Below are 19,190 nucleotides of genomic sequence, written 5' to 3' on the forward strand. Positions count from 1 at the left end.
GAGATAAGCTGTCCGGGCGAGTTGGGATTCGGTCAGCTTCCCAAGAATTTTCAGGTTTGCACGGCGTGCTTGAATGAAGGCGTCCAGGGCGCCTCATTGGCAGTTTTGCTGTAATGTAGCGTCGAGCATGGGTCTCGAGATGGTTGTGATATGACCAAGAGATTCAAAATCGGCGATCACGTGAGCTGGAATTCGGAGGCGGGACGGGTATCGGGCACGATCATCAGGATTCATACCCGCGATTTCGATTACAAAGGTCATACGCATCATGCGTCGAAAGATGACCCGCAATACGAAATCAAGAGCAACAAGACCGAGCACATTGCGGCGCACAAGGGCAGTGCTCTCAGGCATGCCTGATTCCGGGGGAACAATAATTTGCGCTTGGCATGAACGGGCGCACAGCATGATGCGTTACATTGCGTAACATGACGAAGGCTCCGAGTAGCAATCAAAGACCAGTTCTGCGCCTGTTTCCCGGCCCGGGCGGGCCGGCGCCCTTGCGCGGGCTTTATCTCAACGATGCGCTGCGGCCTTCCGGGACGCCGGCGCGGCCATTCGTATATGCGAGCTTTATTGCGAGCCTCGATGGACGGATTGCGCTGCCTGACCGGGAAACCAAAACACACAAGGTGCCGCGCGCGATTGCGAATTCGCGCGACTGGCGGCTGGTGCAGGAGCTGGCCGCATCGGCTGATGTGTTGGTGACTACCGGCAGATATATCCGCGATCTCGCCGCCGGAGTTGCACAGGATAATTTGCCGGTCAGCGACAAGCCGGAATTCGCCGATCTGCTCGAATGGCGGCGCGCACGCGGTTTGGCGTCGCAACCAGCTGTCGCCATTGTCACCGGGAGTCTCGATTTGCCGATTCCGGAGCTGCTGCTGCATTCGGGCCGGAGAATTTACATCGCCAGCGGCGGTGCGGCCGATGCCTCGCGGATTAAAACGTTGACGGCGCAAGGTGTTCGCGTGTTAAAGACTGGCACCGGCAATCGTGTCGAAGGCCGTGCGCTTATTGCAGCGCTGGCCAAAGAAGGCTTCGGCAACATTTTCATGACGGCGGGCTCCGTGTTGCTGAACACGCTTCTTTCCACTGGTGTCCTGAACCGACTCTATCTAACGCAAGCTTGCCGCATCCTGGGCGGTCCGGTATTTGAAACGCTTTACACCGGCGAGGAGCTTAGTTCGCCGGCCGACTTCAAGCTGCATTCGCTTTATTACGACGCCGGTGAAAGCGGCGCTGTCGAGCAGTTATTTTCCGTATTCGATTACCGCGCCCCGCTGGACGATTGAGTTGTCATGTCTATTATGTGTTTGGTTAGGCTAACGAACGGCGGTCCTCAGCTTTTTCAGTTCCTGAACGTGCCCGCGGTCATGCTCGACCCACAGTTCCAGTAATTTCCCTAACGTGATTTCGCCTACACCTTCGAGATAAGCCGCCCGGGCGAGCTGAGTATCCGTTACATCCCCAAGAATCTTCAGGTTTGTGTGGCGCGCTTCGGTAAAAGCATCCAGAGCTGGCTGCATTGGCTGTTCGCTGTAGTGCCGTTCGCGGGCGAGCTGACCGCCGTTGATGTCGGGCAGCGTGGGGTGATTTTCCGCAAGCATGCGATGCAGCCGTACTCCGTAGCCTTCGATTTCGATATCCCGCAGGTGGCAGATATTTTCCAGCACGGAAAAGTATCCGCCTTTGGGCTGGTAGTGCAGTTGCGCATCTGTGAGACCGGCAACCTGCCGCCGCAGGGTTTCCGGCATGCGTGTGAGTGCGGCGATGGCTTCCTCTGGCGACATGGTGTTACTTACATTCTAGCCGTTCGAGAACAGCGGACTCGCGCTCGGCGAGTCCGCTGCTGTTGGTTGCCACGCCAATGCTTGAGTTATGCGTGCCAGAGCGCCGCGAAGATTGCGCCGGTGATCAGGCTGTAGATCAAGCCGTCAATCACGTCCTTGGTCACGGCTTTCCAAGGCTGGCCGTACCAGATTCCCATCGGCAGCACGGCGAAGGCGTAAGCCATGAATCCGACCGTGGCGACGACGCGGAACACTTGCAGACCGGCGGTGCCGCCGGCCAGCGTACTGGAGGCAATGTAGGCGCAGAAGATCGAGACGATCAGGCAGAAAATGAACCACTGGACCAGGCTTGCCCCCATTTTGGGCGTGCCGCTCGCGCGCAGGAACATGAAAGCCACCGGGCCCCGCTTGTATTTCTCCTGAGCCTCGGGCTTTTTCATGTCCTCCATTTTGCAAAACGGCAGCATGTACATGCCGGGCGAGGGATTGCCCTTGCGGATTGCGGCGCCCACTTCATCTTCATTGGAGAAGCCGTGATAGTCCGGCATGTGCCAGAATTTCAGGGCCATGTGCACGATGCTGCTGGCGATGAACACGCCGATTGCGGAGAGCAGGATCGGCAGCCACAACTGGGTCAAAGTGATCATGGGGTGCTCCTTGCAAATGTTGCCCCGCAGTGGGGTCGTGGGATTCTACGCCGCAATTGCGCGGAATGACCCGTCACCGCATGTCGTTGACATGCGGGTAATATATTGTCGAATAGCACGACCCAACCCTGTTTCCCGGGAGAATACCCATGCCCCACGCCATCCGCATATACGCAACCGGCGGGCCGGAAGTGCTGCGCTGGGAAGAAGTCGCGGTCGGCAAGCCCGGCCCCGGCGAGGTCTTGGTGCGCAACACCGCCGTCGGCCTGAATTTCGTGGATGCCTATTACCGCAGCGGGCTGTACCCGATTTCGTTGCCCGCGACTCTCGGCCGGGAAGGTGCGGGTGTGGTGGAGGCGGTCGGTCCGAAAGTGAAGGAGTTCAAATCGGGCGATCGCGTGGCCTACACGGACCCGACCGGTTCCTATGCGGAAGTTCTGCTGCGGCCGTCCGACCGTTTAGTGAAAATCCCCGCGGGAGTGAGTGACAAGACCGCGGCGGCCATGATGCTCAAGGGTATGACTGCGCAATTCCTCTTGCGGCGTACATATAAGGTGAAGAAGGGCGACACGATCCTGGTGCACGCCGCGGCCGGCGGTGTCGGCCAGATTCTCTGCCAGTGGGCAAAATATCTTGGCGCTACGGTCATCGGTACCGTGGGCAGCGATGCCAAGGTGGCGCTCGCAAAAAAGGTTGGCTGCAAGCACGTGCTCGTGACATCGCGCGAGAAAGTTTCGGAGCGTGTGAAAGAGATCACCAAAGGTGCGGGCGTGCCGGTGGTCTATGACGGCGTGGGCAAGGACACCTTCATGGATTCGCTGGATTGTCTGGCGCCGCTGGGCCTGATGGTGACCTACGGCAACGCCTCGGGTGCGGTGCCGCCGTTCAGTCCCACGGTCCTGACGCAGAAAGGCTCGCTGTTTATTACGCGCCCGACTTTAGGAACCTACATTGCCCGGCGCGAAGACCTGGTGCGTACCGCACGTGAATTATTCGCGGTCGTGAAGAAGGGCACAGTGAAAATTGCCGTCAACCAGACCTATCCGCTGCGGGAAGCAGCTCAAGCGCACCGCGACCTCGAATCCCGCAAAACCACGGGTTCGACGGTGTTGTTGCCGTAGCACAGTACGCGACTTGTGTGTCATCGCTTTTGCTGAGCAATTGAAATCCCCCCCTTTGCAAAAGGGGGGTTCTGCGCACGGGGGGATTTTCCACACATATCAATTTTGTTCGGTGCTCCGTGGGAGCGCCAAGCCAACTGATGGTGGGTTGAAAGAAGCCCCGCTTTTGCGGGGCTTCGGATTTAATGATGTTGCTCCTGCATGCGTCGCTGCATTTCCTTGGGCGACACGTCCTCAATATGCGTGTGGATATGCCAGCGGTGGCCATACGGATCAATGAGCGTGCCGGTACGGTCGCCGTAAAATTGATTCTCCACCGGCCGTTCGACCCGGGCGCCGCTGCTTACGGCGCGCTCAAAGACTTTATCCACGTCCTTGACGTAGAGCAGGACACTCACCGGCGACGAGCTGCCCGGCTGCGGTGCACGTGCGCCCATCTCCGGATTTTCATCCGCCAACATGACGTGAGATGTGCCGATCAGAATCTCGGCGTGACCGATGCGCCCTCCGGGAGCCGGCATGCGCACCTTTTCCCTGGCGCCGAAAGCGTTTTTGTAGAACTCCAGCGCCGCCGCCGCGCCATTGATGATCAGATAGGGCGTGATGCTGTGGTAACCGGCGGGAATCGGCTGAACACGACGCGGTTTGCCCGTCTTGGCCTTGGGTTTGCCGGCGCGACGTTTTGCAGATTTCGATTTTGCGGACTTCTTTACCATGTGGACCTCCTGACAATCACATTAAACGAATGCTCAGTTTAATGCCGGGCGGCTGACAGGGTGGCCACGCCATGTTCATTAACCGGGACCGGGCGTCCGCTTATGTCACACGTTGGTACTGCGCATGAACCATTCAGGCTCAATATCGAACTGCAGCAACCTGCATTCGAGCGCGCCGTTATAAAAGGTGTTGATTTTCCGGGCACGCACGCCGATCTGCTTCGCAAGATCCCGGTTGTCCGTGATCACGCCCGCGCGCCAGCCCGGGCACTGGCTCCGCAGCCACCGACCGAGTTCGACGTACAACGGGCCAAGTTGCCCGGCTTCGCCCAGCCGCTCGCCGTAAGGGGGATTGGTCACTACCAAACCGGGGGTGAGCCCAGTACTCAGCACGTTATCGGCTAACGCACGGCGTTCAAAATGAATCAAGCTTCGCTCCGATTTCCCCTTTCCCTTTGGGAGAGAGTCGGGTGAGGGCGGCTGCATATCCTTTAATGTCATGAGGCCCGCGCGTTCGGCATTGGCCTTCGCGGCTGCAATAGCTTGTGGATCAGGATCCATACCCAGGATCACTGGAATTTTCCCGCGGCCGGCATCACGACGCCGGCGTGCCTCCTGCAACATGTGGTCCCAGAGCTGCGGATCATGCTTGCGCCAGCCGCTGAAGCCCCAGCGCGTGCGCCACAGTCCCGGCGCCACGTCGCCCGCGATGAGCGCGGCTTCAATCGCGAGCGTTCCGGATCCGCACATCGGATCCACGAATGTGCCGCCTTGTTTGCCGATTTCCGGCCAGCCGCATTTGAGCAGTAGCGCTGCGGCGAGAGTTTCCTTGAGCGGCGCCGCGACCCCACGTATGCGGTAGCCGCGCTGGTGCAGACTGTCGCCCGAGAGATCCAGGCTCACCGTGGTGATGTCGCGGTGCAGGTGCACGTTGATGCGCAGGTCCGGCTGCTCGACATTCACCGAAGGCCGGCGGCCGGATGTTTCGCGGAAGCGATCCACGATCGCGTCCTTGACGCGTTGCGCGCCGAACCCGGTGTGGATGATGTTTTCGTTGCTGCCGGTGAAATCCACCGCCAGCGTGCCATCGGGCGAAAGATCGTTCTCCCAGGGCATGCGCGTGACCGCGGTATAGAGCCGGTCGGCATCCGGCGCGGGAAACCGCGCCAACGGCATGAGCACGCGGTTGGCGGTGCGCAGCCACAGGCAGGCACCGTAGGCAATGGCGAGCGGCCCGCTGAAAGACGCGCCGCCGCGCGCTTCGTTCACTTCATGTGCACCGAGCGCGCGCAATTCGTCTGCGACCAGCGGCTCCAGGCCGCGCGCAGCGGTCGCGAAAAAATGGCGCTCGGCACGCACCGGCGGTTTGCGGCTGACAGCGGCGGGCATTGTGTTAGGGTACGGAACGCTTCGGAACTGTATGGTCGCATTCCATGAACCGCGCCGCCACTTGCCCCGCGTTGTTGATGCCCGGGCTTGAAGCCGGACTGACACAGTGGCGTGCCAACGGCGGCGATCCGGCACGCCTGCCTGCGGCCGTGAATGACAGCCTGTCGCGGGTCTGGGCAAGCAGTGCATTTGTGGCCGAAAGCTGCGTGCGTGAGCCGCAGCTCCTGGATGAATTGTGTGCATCCGGCGATCTGTTGAGCACCGAGTCCCCGGGCGCACGCGTGGCCGCGCAACTCGCGACGCGCACGTTTGTGTCGGAAGACGAACTCATGACCGTGCTGCGCCGCGTGCGGCGGCGTGAAATGCTGCGTATCGCCTGGCGCGATCTCACCGGCTGGGCGGAGCTTGCGGAAACCCTGCGGGATTTGTCCGATCTCGCCGATGCCTGTCTCGAGGGCGCGCTCAAACCTTTGACGCAATGGCGTGCCGGACGCCACGGCGTGGCACGTAACGCCCGGGGTGTGCCCCAGACGCTCGTCGTACTCGCGCTCGGCAAACTCGGCGCCGGCGAACTCAACTTTTCTTCCGACGTGGATTTGATTTTTGCCTATCCAGAACACGGTGCGAGCGACGGCGCGAAACCGCTCGACAACGACGAGTATTTCCTGCACCTTGGTCAACGCTTCAAGCGCGTGCTGGACGAGCCGACCGCCGACGGTTTCGTATTCCGCGTGGACTTGCGCTTGCGCCCCTTCGGCGAAGCCGGACCGCTCGCCATGAGCTTTAATGCCATGGAGACCTATTACCAGAACCACGGTCGCGACTGGGAACGCTACGCGCTCATCAAAATGCGGCCCTGTGCCGGCGATGTCAAAGCGGGTGCGCAGCTTCTGGAGCGGCTGCGGCCCTTCGTGTACCGCCGTTACCTCGACTTCAACGCCTTCGAATCCTTGCGCGAGATGAAGGAGCTGATCCGCCAGGATGTCGCGCGCCGCGGGCTCGAAGACAACATCAAGCTGGGTCCCGGCGGCATCCGCGAGATCGAGTTCATCGCGCAGGTATTTCAGCTGATCCGCGGCGGGCGTGAACCGCCGCTGCGCACGCGCGCAGTGTTGCTGGTGTTGCGCCATCTGGGCGCGGAAAATTATTTGAAGCCGCAGGAAACCGCGGATCTGGCCGCGGCCTATGAATTTCTGCGCCGCGTGGAAAACCGCCTGCAGGAATGGCGCGATCAGCAGACCCACGAACTGCCGCGCGATGCCGAGGGCCGCGCGCGTCTCGCCTGGACCATGAACTGCGCCGACTGGGATGAATTTGCCGCGGCACTCGCCACGCACCGCCGGCATGTGCAGCAGGTGTTCGACGCCGTGGTGGTGATGCCGCGCGCGCTGCGCGAGCAGCAGCACCGTGATTCGCCCTATACGTCCTTGTGGCAGGGCATGCTTGCCCGGGAAGATTCGGTCACGCGGCTGGAAAGCGCCGGGTACGCCGAGGCCGCCGCCGTGGCCGAAGAGCTGGGCGCGCTGCGCAACAGCGGATTCATCAGCGGGCTCGGCACGCGCGGCCGCCAGCGGCTGGACGAACTCATGCCGCGGTTGCTGGAAACGGCCGCCGCCACGTCTTCACCCACCGCAACATTTCGGCGGCTGCTGCACGTGGTCGAGGCCATCGGCAAACGCTCCGCGTATCTGGCGCTGCTGGTGGAGCGGCCCACGGCGCTGCAACACCTTGCGCGGCTGGTGGCCGGCAGCAACTGGCTCGCCGATCTCGTCGCACGCTCGCCGCTGCTGCTCGACGAGCTGATTGATCCGCGCATCTTCAGCGAATTTCCGACGCAGGATTCGCTGCAACGCGAGCTGGAGACCGCATTCGCGGATATCCCCGCGGATGACCTGGAAGCGCAGATGGATGCGCTGCGCCAGTTCCAGCAGGCCGCGGTAGTGCGGGTGGCCGCGGCGGATCTGGCCGGTCAGGCACCGCTCATGAAGGTCAGCGATTTCCTCACCTGGATCGCCGAGCAGGTGATACGCAAGGCGCTCGACATCGCCTGGCGTCACATGCGCACGCGCCACGGCGAGCCGCAGTGCATCGAGCGCGGCCGGCTGCGGCGCGCGCGCTTCGGCGTGATTGCGTACGGCAAGCTCGGCGGCTGGGAGTTGGGCTATGGTTCGGACCTCGATCTGGTATTCCTGCACGACAGCCGCAGCGGCGAACAGCAATCGAATGGCGCACGCGTGCTCGACAACAGCGAGTACTTCACGCGTCTCGCGCAGCGCGTCATCAATATCCTCTCGATCCCGACGGCCTCGGGGGTGCTTTATCAAGTGGACACTCGGCTGCGGCCGAGCGGTGCGGCCGGTTTGATCGTGAGTTCTCTGGACAGCTTCGCGCGCTATCAACGCGCGCAGGCCTGGACCTGGGAACACCAGGCTTTGCTGCGCGCCCGGCCGGTGGCCGGAGACAGCGAGGTGGGCACGGAATTCGAAGCGCTGCGCCGGGAGGTGCTCGGCAAACCGCGCGACGCGCAGACATTGCGCCGTGAGGTAGCCGAAATGCGGACGCGCATGCGGCACGAGCATGCGGCAAGCGCCGGGGAATTCGACCTCAAGCTGGATGCCGGCGGCCTCACGGACATCGAGTTCCTGGTGCAGTACTGGGTGCTGGCCAATGCGGACCGCCATCCCGCGCTGCTCGACTGGACTGACAACATCCGTAATCTGGAAGGATTGGTGGCTGAAAGGGTGGTCACGGCAGAGACCGGCGAGTTTCTGACGGACACCTATAAGGCCTTTCGCCGCATCGTGCATCGCACGAGCCTTGAAGGCCTGCCGGCGCGCATCCCGGCGGCGGAGGCAGAGCCGCGGCGTGCGCGTGTGCGGGAACTGTGGGCGTCAACCATCGGAGCATTGCCCGACGAAGCGCCTGCGAGGCCTTGATATAATCGCCAGCCTCCTACGCCAACCGGACGCAAACGTGAGCCAGCCTGCCGTCAAGACTCAAAAACAGGGAACGCCGAACGCCAAGCGTCACTACGACGTTACCCGCAAGGATTTGCCGTTGCACTGTCCCACGGACGGCATGAGTCTGTGGAATTCGCATCCGCGGGTGTTCCTCGCCATAGAAGCCACCGGCAACATCAAGTGCCCCTACTGCGGTGCGACGTACACGCTGGTTGACTGACACGGCGTCACGGCGGAGAGCCGCATGAGCAAAGCGCTTTCCCGGATTTCCGTCGTCATGATCGTGCGCGATGCCGCGGCCACGCTGGCGACCACACTCGACTCGGTGCGCGAGTTCGGCGAAGTGGTCCTGTACGACAACGGCTCCCGCGACGGAACTCTGGAAATCGCCGCGCGCTACCCGAATGCGAGGGTTCAGCAGGGTGAGTTCACCGGCTTTGGCCCCACGCGCAAGGCCGCGGCGTCGCTGGCGAAGAACGACTGGATTTTTTCGCTTGATGCCGACGAAGTCGTCGAGCCCGGTCTGGCTGCGGCCATCGCCGGACTCACGCTGGACAAGCCGGAGCAGGCCTATTCGGTCGAGCGCCAGAATTTTCTTCTCGGCAAGCGCGTGCGCCACGGCGGCTGGGGCAGCCAGCGACTCACACGCCTGTATAACCGGCGTACCCACCAATTCAACGCCGTGGCGGTGCACGAGAAGGTGGAATTGCAGGCCGGCGAGCGGGCCGTGCCGCTCACGGGAGTACTGCGCCACACCGCGATGCGCGATGCCGGCGATTTCCTGGTGAAAATGCACCGCTACACCATGCTCAAGGCGGGGGAATCCACGCGCACCTATCCGCCGGCTATCATTTTATTCAAGACCGTGTGGGCGTTCATCCGCGCCTATTTCCTCAGGCTCGGCATGCTGGATGGTTGGCGCGGCCTGCTGATTTCAGTATCCGAAGCCAACGGCGTGTTCTATAAATATATAGTTATCTATTCAAAGAGAGATCAAACATGATCATCGTCACCGGCGCGGCCGGCTTCGTGGGCAGCAATCTGGTGCTGGCGCTCAACCGGCGCGGCCGCACCGACATGATTGCGGTGGACGACCTCAAGGACGGCACCAAGTTCCGGAATCTCGTGGAGGCGGAGATCGCGGATTACCTCGACAAGGATCAATTCCTGCAACAGCTCACCGCGGGCACGCTCGGCCCGATTGAGGCGGTATTCCACAACGGCGCCTGTTCCGACACCACCGAGTGGGACGGCCATTACATGATGACCGTGAACTATGACTACTCCAAGACGCTGTTGGAATATTGCCTGACTCACAAAATTCCGTTCCTCTATGCCTCGTCGGCCGCGGTGTACGGCGGCGGCAAGGTGTTCAAGGAAGAGCGTCAATACGAGGCGCCGCTCAACCTTTACGGCTATTCCAAGTTCCTGTTCGATCAGTATGTGCGCCGCCGCATGCAGGCCGCGTTCAAGAGCCAGATCGCCGGCTTCCGCTACTTCAATGTCTATGGCCCGCGCGAGCAGCACAAGGGCAAGATGGCCAGTACCGCCTTCCACTTCAACAACGAGATACTTGCCACCGGCAACTGTAAGCTCTTCGAAGGTAGCGGTGGTTACAAGGACGGCGAGCAGCGCCGCGATTTCATTCACGTGGACGACGTGTGCGCCGTGAATCTCTGGGCTTTCGATCACCCCAAGGTCTCCGGCATCTTCAACCTCGGCACCGGCAAGAGCCAGACCTTCAACGAGGTGGCCAATGCCGTCATCAAGTTCCACGGCAAGGGCAAGATCGAATACATCGCGTTCCCGGAAAATCTGAAAGGCCGTTACCAGAGCTTCACCGAAGCCGATATGAGCGCGCTGCGTGCCGCCGGTTGCGAGCACAAGTTCATGACGGTGGAGCAGGGGGTGCAGAAATACATGGAGTGGCTGAACAAATAATTGCGCAGCCGCTTTGTCCCCTCGCCCCGTTGAGGGGAGAGGCCAGGGTGAGGGGTGATCAATTCCCCCTCATCCCCACCTTCTCCCGCAGGGTGAAGGAGTCAAAACAATGAATAGCACCCCTAACCCCTCACCCCTCACCCCTCACCGCATTTTAGTTGTCGGCCCTGCCTGGATCGGCGACATGGTGATGGCGCAAAGCCTGTTCGTCACCCTCAAGCAGCGTTTTCCCGATTGTGAGATTGACGTGCTGGCGCCGGCTTGGTCGAAGTCGCTGCTGGCGCGCATGCCCGAAGTGCATGCCGCACACAGCATGCCTCTGGGGCACGGTGAATTCGGCTTCGGTGCGCGCCGGCGGCTGGGGCACCTGCTGCGCGGACGTTACGATCAAGCCATCGTCATGCCGCGCTCCTGGAAGTCCGCGCTGGTGCCGCTCTTTGCCGGTATTCCACGGCGTACCGGCTATCGCGGTGAGTGGCGTTACGGCCTCATCAACGATATGCGCACGCTCGACAAGTCCGTGCTTACCCAGACGGTGCAGCGTTACGTGGCGCTGGGACTGGAGCAAGGCGACACGTTGCCGCCGCCCATTCCGCATTCTGCATTGCGCGTGGATACGCGGAACCAAAACGCCTTGCTGGACAAGCTGGCATTGAACCGCGATCGGCCGGTCATTGCTGTCATGCCCGGGGCTGAATATGGTCCGAGCAAGCGCTGGCCGACGGATCACTTCGGCGACCTTGCAAAGCGCTTGGTTGCAGCGGGCAAGCAGGTGTGGGTATTCGGCTCGACAAAGGAACAGCCGCTCGGCGAGGAAATTCTTCGCATCGCCGGCCGGCATGTCGTGAATCTCTGTGGTGAGACCCGGCTCGAAGATGTCATTGACCTCATGTCGCTGGCCGAAACCGCGGTGACCAACGACTCCGGTCTCATGCACATCGCGGCCGCCGTAAGCATCAAGGTAGTCGCGCTTTACGGCTCTTCGACGCCCGATTACACCCCGCCGCTTACCGACAAGGCGGAAATCGTCTATCTGCACCTCGATTGCAGCCCGTGTTTCCGGCGCGAATGCCCGTTCGGCCACACCAATTGCCTGAACCACATGAGCGTAGATGAGGTCCAACGAATTATTCCCTAAGAGCACCTTGCAACATGAATGCCTGTGTCAAATCCCCCTGCGCGCAGAGCGCGCCCCCCCCTTTGCAAAGGGGGGGGGAGGGGCGATTTCAGGTGCTCCGAATAATCATCGTCGCGCATATAGTCAGACGCTCTGCGGTAGCATCCCCATCGGGATAGCAATGGAGCAACGGCGCACTCATGGACCAGGACGCCACACAAGTTGTCCGTACCGCGGTGGATTCGATTTACCGCACCGAATCGCGGCGCGTGCTGGCGACGCTCATCCGGCTTGTGGGCGATTTCGATCTGGCCGAAGAAGCCCTGCACGATGCCTTCGCGGCCGCTCTCGCGCAGTGGCCTTCTGAGGGAGTGCCGGAAAATCCGCGCGCCTGGCTGGTTTCCACTGGCCGCTTCAAGGCCATAGACAAGCTGCGCCGCGATGCGCGCTTCGAGGCCCTCGACGCCGCAGCCGCACAGGTGGAGGCACTTGCTGACGAAAGTGCCGCGCCGGACGCAGAACCCGGGAGTATCGCGGACGACCGGCTGCGGTTGATTTTTACCTGCTGCCATCCGGCGCTCGCGCCCGACGCGCAGGTGGCTTTGACGCTGCGCGAAGTCTGCGGTCTGACCACCGAGGAAATCGCCAGCGCCTTTCTCACCCGCGCACCCACCATTGCCCAGCGCATCGTGCGCGCCAAGAATAAAATCCGCGAGGCGGACATCCCCTACGAAGTGCCGGTGCGCGCCGAGTTGCCGGAACGGCTCGACGGTGTACTGCGCGTCATCTACCTGGTGTTCAATGAGGGTTACTCGGCTTCCTCTGGCGCGGCACTGACGCGTAGCGATCTCTCCCGCGAAGCCATCCGACTCGGCCGGCTGCTTCTGGAAATGCTGCCGGAACTGGAAGTAATGGGTTTGCTGGCGCTGATGCTATTGCAGGAATCGCGGCGCGCGGCACGCAGCACAAAGGAAGGCGAACTGATCCTGCTGGAAGATCAGAACCGTTTGCTCTGGAACCGCGAACAGATTGCCGAAGGTCTGGCTCTGATTGAACGCGCTTTCGCCTCACGCCGCGTCGGGCATTACACTTTGCAAGCGACAATTGCGGCCGAACATGCGCGCGCTCCAAGCGCCGCGACTACCGACTGGAAACGCATCGTTGATTTGTACGACGCGCTGCAATCGTTGCAACCCTCGCCGGTGGTGGAACTGAACCGCGCCGTTGCCGTGGCCATGTCCCATGGCCCGGCGGTGGGTCTCGACCTGATTGACGCGTTGCTCGCACGCGGTGAACTCGCGGATTACCATCTGGCCCACGCGGCCCGCGCCGATCTTTGCCGGCGGCTCGGCAGGACCGCCGAAGCCCGTACAGCTTATGAACGTGCGCTCACCCTCGCGCGTCAGGAACCAGAGCGGCGCTTCTTGGAACGCCGCCTGGCTGCCTTGCCGGAATAGGCGGCGCATACTTTTCACTTTGGCCACCTGCCGAATCCAGGCCAACCCATCCGACTATCCAAGGAGAACGGAAGCGGCGGTCTGTCGAAATCCCGAGTCGCCGTTCGACCATGGAGTAAGAGCCCCCAATCCTGGCCTGGAGTGAAACATGAAATATCTGTGCCTGGTTTATCTGGACGAGAAACGACTGGAGGAGGTACCCGATGCCGAGTGTGTGGCTTTTGACACGGGGCTGCGGGCAGACGGCCGCTGCCTTGCCTCCGAGGCGCTGCAATCGGTTACTACGGCTACTACCGTGCGGGTGCGCAACGGTCAGGTGGCCATCACCGATGGACCGTTTGCCGAGACTAAGGAGCAACTGGCCGGGTTCTACATGGTTGAGGCGCGCGACCTGAACGAAGCCATCCAAATTGCCGCAAAGATTCCGCCGGCGCGCGTCGGCAGTATCGAGGTGCGGCCCATCCGGCCGATCCGCGAAACCGTTGTGGCGGCGCAGGCGCAGCGGCAACGCTGATTCATTCACCATTTAATAGGAGATACTGCAATGAGAGTTATGGTCATTGTCAAAGCAAACAAAGAAACCGAAGCCGGCGTCATGCCGAAGCGTGAGCTGTTGGAACCCATGGGCAAGTTCAACGAGGAGCTGGTGAAAGTCGGCGTGATGCTCGCCGGCGATGGGTTACACCCCAGTTCCAAAGGCAAGCGCGTGCGCTTCGAGGGCGCCAAGCGTACCGTGACGGACGGCCCTTTCACCGAAACCAAGGAACTGATTGCTGGCTTCTGGATATGGAAGGTGAAATCCATGCAGGAAGCCGTAGACTGGCTAAAGCGCGCGCCTTTTGACGGCGGCGCCGAAGTGGAGATCCGTCCGGTGTTCGAGGCGGAGGATTTCGGCGATGAATTGACCCCGGAGATGCGCGAGCGGGGAGCGCGCATGCGCGAGCAGCTTGCCAAGAATCCGAAGCACTAAACTAATCACATAATCAGGAAAGCACCATGCAAATTCAACCGTATCTGTTTTTCCAGGGACGTTGCGAAGAGGCCGTTGAGTATTACAAAAAAACATCTCGGCGCCAAACAAGGAAGACTGATGCGCTATCAGGACAGTCCGGAACCACCACCGCCCGGCATGGTGCCACCTGGTTACGAAGACAAGGTGATGTACACAGAATTTCGCGTCGGCGACACCCAGGTGATGGCATGCGACGACGCTACCCAGACCATTACCGGCTTTCAAGGCTTTCGCCTGTCGCTCAGCGTGACGAATGAGGCAGAAGCCAAGCGCGTGTTTGCCGCGCTGGCCAACGGCGGTGAAGTGAACATGCCGCTCGCCAAAACCTTCTTTTCATCTTGTTTCGGCATGCTCAAGGATAAATTCGGTGTGGGCTGGATGATCATCGTTCCAGCTGAAAGCTGATTCTGCGAGAGATCCGAAACATAAATGGAGAGAAATTTATGCAGTACGCTATTGAAACTGCTCCCGCATCCAAAGCCATGCTTTGGACGGGCCGCATTATCGTCATCCTGGCCACGCTGTTTTTCCTGTTTGATGCCGCCATGAAACTGTTCATGCCGGGGCTGGTGGTCAAGGCTACTAGCTGGCACGAAGGCGTGGTGGTCGGTCTCGGCATCATATTGCTGATCAGCACCGTTCTGTATGCCATTCCGCGCACGTCGGTGCTGGGTGCCATTTTGATTACCGGTTATCTGGGCGGAGCGGTAGCAACCAATCTATTTGTGCCCGTGGCACCGGTGTTGAATATCAGCCTCGCCGTTATCTACGGCATCCTGGTTTGGGGAGGCTTATTTTTACGCGATCCGCAGTTGCGGGCAATTCTCCCCGTGCGGCGTTGATGTGGAATTGTTCGGAGTCATTTGATACTTCATGGGAGATATGGAAATGGAAATGCAAAAGATTACCCCCTGTTTATGGTTCAACCACAGTGAAGCCGAGGAAGCGGTGCACTTTTACACCGGCATCTTCAAAAACTCGAAGATCGGCAAGATTTTGCGCTATGGCCCGGAAGCTGGGAAGCAACTCGGCATATCGGCGGATATGGTGCTGACCGTGGAATTCACGCTCGACGGCCAGAATTTCACCGCGCTCAACGGCGCCGGCGAGATGCAGTTCAAATTCACCGAAGCGGTTTCCTTTCAGGTATTTTGCGAGACCCAGAAAGAACTGGATCATTATTGGGACAAGCTCGGCGCGGGCGGTGACCCCAAGGCGCAGATCTGCGGCTGGCTCAAGGACAAATACGGCCTGTCCTGGCAGATCGTACCCACGGTACTGCCCAAGATGCTCACCGATCCCGACGCGCAAAAGGCGGCACGCGCGATGCGCGCCATGATGCAGATGAAGAAGCTCGACATCGCGGAACTCGAACGCGCCTATCGCGGCTGATTGCGGATCAGTACTTGAAACGGACAGTGAGGAACAAAGTGTCAAAACTACGCGTGCAAAGCTTTGGAGTTTCGCTGGATGGCTACGGTGCCGGGCCGGACCAGGATCTCGAGAATCCGCTGGGCGTCGGCGGCCCCGAGCTGATGGAGTGGTTCTTCCCCACCCGGGTATTCCAGCAGAAGGTACAGGGACGGGAAGGCGGCGAAACTGGCACGGACAACACCATCGCCGAGCAAGGCTTCGCGGGTATCGGCGCCTGGATTCTGGGACGCAACATGTTCGGTCCTGTTCGCGGTCCGTGGCCGGACGAGAGCTGGCGGGGCTGGTGGGGCGAGGAGCCGCCGTATCACACTAAGGTGTTTGTGCTGACGCATCATGCGCGCGCACCGCTCAGGATGGCCGGCGGCACGGAGTTCCACTTTGTTACGGAGGGCATACACAAGGCCCTGGAGCATGCGAGGGCGGCGGCCGGCAGTCTGGACGTGCGCCTCGGTGGCGGCGTGGCCACCGTTCGGCAATATCTGCGTGCGGGATTGATTAACGAGTTGCACTTGGCTATCCGGCCGGTCTTGCTGGGTTCCGGCGAGCAATTGTTCAGCGGCTTGAATATGCGCGCTCTGGGCTATGAGTGCGTGAAGCAAATTACGGGCGAGCGCGCCACGCATGTTTTTCTGCGCAAGCGCGTCCAGGAATGATGCAGGTTGGGGCGAAGTCTTCACAACCTTACTGCCTGTCATCAGCAAGCATGACCAAGACCCGCCTCACGACAGGAGTGTTTCCATGAGAAAACTCATTGCATCCACGTTTGTCTCGCTTGACGGAATCATGCAAGCGCCCGGCGGGCCGGAAGAAGACCCCACTGGCGGTTTTACGCTTGGCGGTTGGATGTTCAACTACGCGGACGAAAGCATGGATATCTCCACGGCAGGTTTCGACGGCAAGGACCGCGAGCTGCTGCTCGGGCGCAGGACCTACGAGATATTCGAAGCGTTCTGGCCGTATCAGCCGCCGGATGACCCGATTGCGAAGACGCTCAATACGGCGAAAAAATATGTTGCTTCGCGGACTTTGAGGGTGCTGCGCTGGAACAACTCAACCCTGCTCCACGGCGATGTCGTCTCGGCAGTCACGGCTCTCAAGGCCCAAGCTGGGCCGGATCTACAGATAATCGGCAGCGGCAACCTGATTCAAACACTCCAGGCCGCCTCACTGATAGACGAGTACAACGTGTGGACTTTTCCAGTGGTGCTTGGGCGGGGCAAGCGCCTCTTCAGCGAGACCGCCAAGCCTTCGGCACTGCGGCTCGTGCACTCCCGGGTTTCGGGCACCGGTGTTGTGATGAGTACCTATGCACCCAGCGGCGATATCCAGCCTGGTTCGTTCGCGAATGCCGAACCGAGCGCGCAGGAGTTGGCTCGACGCAAAAAAATGGTGGATAAGATGTGGTGATGTGACGTGGACAGGGTTTACCCCAACTTGCACTAGATTGTATGCACCCTTAACAGGAGGATTTATGAGTTACGTAGATGGTTTCGTGTTGCCTATACCGAAAAAGCAATTGCCGGCCTATCGCCGCATCGCGCGCAAGGCGGGCCGTATCTGGCGCGAACTTGGCGCACTGCAATACGTCGAATGTCTTGCCGACGACGTAAAACCCGGCAAGCTCACGTCGTTCCCGCAGGCAGTGAAGCTGAAACCCGGTGAGATCGTGGTGTTTTCCTGGATTGTGTACAAGTCGCGCGCGCAGCGCGACCGCATCATCAACAAAGTCATGAGCGATCCACGCATCGCCGACCTGATGGACCCGAAAAAAATGCCCTTCGATGGCAAGCGCATGTTTTGGGGCGGCTTTAAACCAATGATTTCTCTTTAAGAGCATCTATGAAAATGTGCGACGCTGTTTATTCGGTGCACCTGAAATCCCCCCTTTCGCACTTCGCAATCCTGCTCCGTTCGAAAGTCCAGGGCAGCCATCCGTGGCTGCCCGTTCGGGGCTTCGCCCCTCACCCCCCTTTTCAAAAGGGGGGAAGCGCGCTTTGCGCGCGGGGGGATTTGTCCCAAGTGAATTTTTCAGCTGTTCCAAGGCAGCGAATAACTTGCGCTTACCGGACGATTCGACCCCGCGTCATTACGCTCAGGGCGAACGGTTAATGAACCAGTACCTGCTTGGGTAAATCAATGGCAGACAGCATGACTAAAATCGCCTCCGCCTCCTCGCAACGCGACCACCGCTGGCTGGCATTCGGCGTGCTGTGTCTGGGCGCGCTCATGATTGTGCTCGACGTCACGATCGTGAATGTGGCGTTGCCTTCCATCCGCGAGGCCTTGGGCTTCAGCGAAACGTCGCTCGCCTGGGTGGTGAATGCCTATCTCCTTACTTTTGGCGGCTGCCTGCTGCTCGGGGGCCGGTTGGGCGATCTCTACGGTCATCGCCGCGTGTTTCTCATCGGTCTCGCGGGATTCTCGCTGGCTTCGATGGCGTGCGGCCTGTCGGACTCGCAGGGTTTGCTGGTGGTGGCGCGCGCGGTGCAGGGCATCGGCGGCGCGGTAGTGGATGCCGTGGCCTTGTCGCTGATGATGAATCTGTTCACCGAGCCGGCGGAGCGCGCCAAAGCCATGGGTGTATTCGGTTTCGTGTGCGCGGGTGGCGGCAGTGTCGGCGTGTTGTTGGGCGGACTCCTGACCGCCTCGCTCAGTTGGCACTGGATCTTCCTTGTGAACGTGCCGGTCGGCGCGCTGGTGATCGTGCTCACGCTGCGCTGGTTGCCGCGCGTGCGCGGCGACACGCTGCACAAGCATCTCGATTTCGGTGGTGCGGTCACGATTACCGCTGCGCTCCTGCTCGCGGTGTATGCCGTGGTCAACGGCAACAGCGCCGGCTGGACCTCGGCCCGCACGCTGGGCCTGCTGGCGGCGGCACTGGTGTTGTTCGCGGTGTTTCTGACCATCGAGACCCGGGTACGCGCGCCGCTCATGCCACTCAAACTGTTCCGGCTACGCAACCTGAGCACGGCCAACATGGTCGGTGTGTTGTGGGCCGCGGCCATGTTCGCGTGGTTCTTTCTTTCGGCGCTGTATCTGCAGTTGGTGCTGGGTTACAACCCGTTGCAGGTCGGGCTCGCGTTTCTGCCGGCCAATATCATCATGGCGGTATTCTCGGTAGGCTTGTCCGCGCACCTGGTCATGCGTTTCGGTTACCGCCTGCCGCTCGCGGCGGGATTGGGGCTGGCCGCCGCAGGCTTGCTGCTGTTTGCGCGCGCACCGTTAAGCGGGAACTTTGTGATTGACGTGCTGCCCGGCATGCTGTTGCTCGGCATCGGCGCGGGCATCGCTTTCAACCCGGTGCTGATGGCGGCGATGAATGACGTCGCGCCGGACGAATCGGGCTTGGCGTCGGGCATCGTGAACACCGCATTCATGATGGGCGGAGCGCTGGGTCTGGCGGTGCTGGCAAGTATCGCGAGCGCGCGAACCTCCGCGCTGTTGTCGTCAGGCCATACCCAACTGGCCGCGCTCAACGACGGCTATCACCTGGCGTTCTTTGCCGGCGCCTGTTTTGCGGCGCTCGCAGCCGCGGTGGGCGCAATCTGGCTGCGGGGCAGAACCGCGATCACCGTCGACGTTGCGCAGCCCGTCAAACCGTAA

21 protein-coding genes and 1 pseudogene are annotated in these 19,190 nt (G+C 60.8%); 18 read left to right on the forward strand and 4 right to left on the reverse strand.

All coding sequences use genetic code 11. The features are described 5' to 3' along the window. Nucleotides 1-150 precede the first annotated feature (150 nt). Together VJR90_02010 and VJR90_02015 are read left to right on the forward strand one after the other, a co-directional pair. Nucleotides 151-360 carry a DUF2945 domain-containing protein gene (locus VJR90_02010; GenBank protein HKV96251.1) on the forward strand — a complete coding sequence of 70 codons (210 nt, stop codon included), beginning with the start codon at nucleotides 151-153 and terminating at the stop codon, nucleotides 358-360. 68 nt (nucleotides 361-428) lie between these two features. Beyond that, nucleotides 429-1,295, forward strand: coding sequence for a dihydrofolate reductase family protein (locus VJR90_02015; GenBank protein HKV96252.1), 867 nt, complete (start codon nucleotides 429-431; stop codon nucleotides 1,293-1,295). A 30-nt stretch (nucleotides 1,296-1,325) separates the two neighbouring features. On the opposite strand, the gene VJR90_02020 is transcribed toward VJR90_02015, so the two are convergent. Beyond that, on the reverse strand, nucleotides 1,326-1,757 hold the full coding sequence (locus VJR90_02020) for a DinB family protein (GenBank protein HKV96253.1): 432 nt from the start codon (nucleotides 1,755-1,757) through the stop codon (nucleotides 1,326-1,328). A 122-nt stretch (nucleotides 1,758-1,879) separates the two neighbouring features. Continuing rightward, complete coding sequence (locus tag VJR90_02025) at nucleotides 1,880-2,440, reverse strand: hypothetical protein (protein HKV96254.1); 561 nt, start codon at nucleotides 2,438-2,440, stop codon at nucleotides 1,880-1,882. 149 nt (nucleotides 2,441-2,589) lie between these two features. Between VJR90_02025 and VJR90_02030 the strand changes: the two genes are divergently transcribed. Next, nucleotides 2,590-3,561 carry a quinone oxidoreductase gene (locus tag VJR90_02030; protein HKV96255.1) on the forward strand — a complete coding sequence of 324 codons (972 nt, stop codon included), beginning with the start codon at nucleotides 2,590-2,592 and terminating at the stop codon, nucleotides 3,559-3,561. A 182-nt stretch (nucleotides 3,562-3,743) separates the two neighbouring features. Here the strand turns inward: VJR90_02030 and VJR90_02035 are convergent, their stop codons facing one another. Beyond that, nucleotides 3,744-4,277 carry a VOC family protein gene (locus VJR90_02035; protein HKV96256.1) on the reverse strand — a complete coding sequence of 178 codons (534 nt, stop codon included), beginning with the start codon at nucleotides 4,275-4,277 and terminating at the stop codon, nucleotides 3,744-3,746. A gap of 105 nt (nucleotides 4,278-4,382) precedes the next feature. Then, entirely contained in the window at nucleotides 4,383-5,666 is a 1,284-nt protein-coding gene (locus tag VJR90_02040) for a THUMP domain-containing protein (protein ID HKV96257.1), read from the reverse strand. Nucleotides 5,667-5,710: 44 nt separating this feature from the next. Between VJR90_02040 and glnE the strand changes: the two genes are divergently transcribed. From glnE to VJR90_02115, 15 genes and pseudogenes are all read left to right on the forward strand, one after another. Beyond that, nucleotides 5,711-8,602 carry a bifunctional [glutamate--ammonia ligase]-adenylyl-L-tyrosine phosphorylase/[glutamate--ammonia-ligase] adenylyltransferase gene (gene glnE / locus VJR90_02045; GenBank protein ID HKV96258.1) on the forward strand — a complete coding sequence of 964 codons (2,892 nt, stop codon included), beginning with the start codon at nucleotides 5,711-5,713 and terminating at the stop codon, nucleotides 8,600-8,602. A gap of 37 nt (nucleotides 8,603-8,639) precedes the next feature. Further along, the gene (locus VJR90_02050; protein HKV96259.1) at nucleotides 8,640-8,846 is read left to right on the forward strand and encodes a zinc-finger domain-containing protein; all 207 of its coding nucleotides are present in this window, start codon (nucleotides 8,640-8,642) and stop codon (nucleotides 8,844-8,846) included. 24 nt (nucleotides 8,847-8,870) lie between these two features. Beyond that, nucleotides 8,871-9,629: a glycosyltransferase family 2 protein gene (locus VJR90_02055; protein HKV96260.1), complete on the forward strand. Its 759-nt coding sequence runs from the start codon at nucleotides 8,871-8,873 to the stop codon at nucleotides 9,627-9,629. Further along, a complete protein-coding gene (gene rfaD, locus VJR90_02060) occupies nucleotides 9,626-10,567 on the forward strand; it encodes an ADP-glyceromanno-heptose 6-epimerase (protein ID HKV96261.1) in 942 nt (313 codons plus the stop codon). The genes VJR90_02055 and rfaD overlap by 4 nt, the downstream gene beginning before the upstream one ends. A gap of 109 nt (nucleotides 10,568-10,676) precedes the next feature. After that, nucleotides 10,677-11,705, forward strand: a complete 1,029-nt coding sequence (waaF, locus tag VJR90_02065) for a lipopolysaccharide heptosyltransferase II (GenBank protein HKV96262.1) — start codon at nucleotides 10,677-10,679, stop codon at nucleotides 11,703-11,705. A gap of 179 nt (nucleotides 11,706-11,884) precedes the next feature. Beyond that, on the forward strand, nucleotides 11,885-13,141 hold the full coding sequence (locus tag VJR90_02070; protein ID HKV96263.1) for an RNA polymerase sigma factor: 1,257 nt from the start codon (nucleotides 11,885-11,887) through the stop codon (nucleotides 13,139-13,141). 148 nt (nucleotides 13,142-13,289) lie between these two features. Then, a complete protein-coding gene (locus VJR90_02075) occupies nucleotides 13,290-13,655 on the forward strand; it encodes a YciI family protein (protein HKV96264.1) in 366 nt (121 codons plus the stop codon). A gap of 30 nt (nucleotides 13,656-13,685) precedes the next feature. Continuing rightward, the gene (locus VJR90_02080; protein HKV96265.1) at nucleotides 13,686-14,111 is read left to right on the forward strand and encodes a YciI family protein; all 426 of its coding nucleotides are present in this window, start codon (nucleotides 13,686-13,688) and stop codon (nucleotides 14,109-14,111) included. 26 nt (nucleotides 14,112-14,137) lie between these two features. Further along, nucleotides 14,138-14,558: pseudogene (locus VJR90_02085) on the forward strand (VOC family protein). Between the two features lie 38 nt (nucleotides 14,559-14,596). Next, complete coding sequence (locus VJR90_02090) at nucleotides 14,597-14,995, forward strand: DoxX family protein (GenBank protein ID HKV96266.1); 399 nt, start codon at nucleotides 14,597-14,599, stop codon at nucleotides 14,993-14,995. Nucleotides 14,996-15,047: 52 nt separating this feature from the next. Then, a complete protein-coding gene (locus tag VJR90_02095; protein HKV96267.1) occupies nucleotides 15,048-15,545 on the forward strand; it encodes a VOC family protein in 498 nt (165 codons plus the stop codon). A 38-nt stretch (nucleotides 15,546-15,583) separates the two neighbouring features. Beyond that, the gene (locus VJR90_02100) at nucleotides 15,584-16,240 is read left to right on the forward strand and encodes a dihydrofolate reductase family protein (GenBank protein ID HKV96268.1); all 657 of its coding nucleotides are present in this window, start codon (nucleotides 15,584-15,586) and stop codon (nucleotides 16,238-16,240) included. Between the two features lie 85 nt (nucleotides 16,241-16,325). Next, on the forward strand, nucleotides 16,326-16,994 hold the full coding sequence (locus VJR90_02105; GenBank protein HKV96269.1) for a dihydrofolate reductase family protein: 669 nt from the start codon (nucleotides 16,326-16,328) through the stop codon (nucleotides 16,992-16,994). 64 nt (nucleotides 16,995-17,058) lie between these two features. Next, nucleotides 17,059-17,418 carry a DUF1428 domain-containing protein gene (locus VJR90_02110; protein ID HKV96270.1) on the forward strand — a complete coding sequence of 120 codons (360 nt, stop codon included), beginning with the start codon at nucleotides 17,059-17,061 and terminating at the stop codon, nucleotides 17,416-17,418. A 317-nt stretch (nucleotides 17,419-17,735) separates the two neighbouring features. After that, nucleotides 17,736-19,190: a DHA2 family efflux MFS transporter permease subunit gene (locus VJR90_02115; protein ID HKV96271.1), complete on the forward strand. Its 1,455-nt coding sequence runs from the start codon at nucleotides 17,736-17,738 to the stop codon at nucleotides 19,188-19,190.

The sequence above is a fragment of the Gammaproteobacteria bacterium genome, assembly GCA_035279405.1.
Lineage (GTDB): Bacteria > Pseudomonadota > Gammaproteobacteria > Natronospirales > REEB76 > REEB76.

What these genes read in the sequence shown, in the direction of transcription:
- VJR90_02105 (HKV96269.1), top strand. Translation starts at nt 16,326, where the DNA reads ATGAGAAAACTCATTGCATCCACGTTTGTCTCGCTTGACGGAATCATG.
- VJR90_02070 (HKV96263.1), top strand. Translation starts at nt 11,885, where the DNA reads ATGGACCAGGACGCCACACAAGTTGTCCGTACCGCGGTGGATTCGATT.
- VJR90_02040 (HKV96257.1), bottom strand. Translation starts at nt 5,666, where the DNA reads ATGCCCGCCGCTGTCAGCCGCAAACCGCCGGTGCGTGCCGAGCGCCAT.
- VJR90_02035 (HKV96256.1), bottom strand. Translation starts at nt 4,277, where the DNA reads ATGGTAAAGAAGTCCGCAAAATCGAAATCTGCAAAACGTCGCGCCGGC.
- VJR90_02015 (HKV96252.1), top strand. Translation starts at nt 429, where the DNA reads ATGACGAAGGCTCCGAGTAGCAATCAAAGACCAGTTCTGCGCCTGTTT.
- glnE (HKV96258.1), top strand. Translation starts at nt 5,711, where the DNA reads ATGAACCGCGCCGCCACTTGCCCCGCGTTGTTGATGCCCGGGCTTGAA.
- VJR90_02055 (HKV96260.1), top strand. Translation starts at nt 8,871, where the DNA reads ATGAGCAAAGCGCTTTCCCGGATTTCCGTCGTCATGATCGTGCGCGAT.
- VJR90_02110 (HKV96270.1), top strand. Translation starts at nt 17,059, where the DNA reads ATGAGTTACGTAGATGGTTTCGTGTTGCCTATACCGAAAAAGCAATTG.
- VJR90_02095 (HKV96267.1), top strand. Translation starts at nt 15,048, where the DNA reads ATGCAAAAGATTACCCCCTGTTTATGGTTCAACCACAGTGAAGCCGAG.
- VJR90_02010 (HKV96251.1), top strand. Translation starts at nt 151, where the DNA reads ATGACCAAGAGATTCAAAATCGGCGATCACGTGAGCTGGAATTCGGAG.
- VJR90_02080 (HKV96265.1), top strand. Translation starts at nt 13,686, where the DNA reads ATGAGAGTTATGGTCATTGTCAAAGCAAACAAAGAAACCGAAGCCGGC.
- VJR90_02115 (HKV96271.1), top strand. Translation starts at nt 17,736, where the DNA reads ATGACTAAAATCGCCTCCGCCTCCTCGCAACGCGACCACCGCTGGCTG.
- VJR90_02025 (HKV96254.1), bottom strand. Translation starts at nt 2,440, where the DNA reads ATGATCACTTTGACCCAGTTGTGGCTGCCGATCCTGCTCTCCGCAATC.
- waaF (HKV96262.1), top strand. Translation starts at nt 10,677, where the DNA reads ATGAATAGCACCCCTAACCCCTCACCCCTCACCCCTCACCGCATTTTA.
- VJR90_02075 (HKV96264.1), top strand. Translation starts at nt 13,290, where the DNA reads ATGAAATATCTGTGCCTGGTTTATCTGGACGAGAAACGACTGGAGGAG.
- VJR90_02030 (HKV96255.1), top strand. Translation starts at nt 2,590, where the DNA reads ATGCCCCACGCCATCCGCATATACGCAACCGGCGGGCCGGAAGTGCTG.
- rfaD (HKV96261.1), top strand. Translation starts at nt 9,626, where the DNA reads ATGATCATCGTCACCGGCGCGGCCGGCTTCGTGGGCAGCAATCTGGTG.
- VJR90_02020 (HKV96253.1), bottom strand. Translation starts at nt 1,757, where the DNA reads ATGCCGGAAACCCTGCGGCGGCAGGTTGCCGGTCTCACAGATGCGCAA.
- VJR90_02090 (HKV96266.1), top strand. Translation starts at nt 14,597, where the DNA reads ATGCAGTACGCTATTGAAACTGCTCCCGCATCCAAAGCCATGCTTTGG.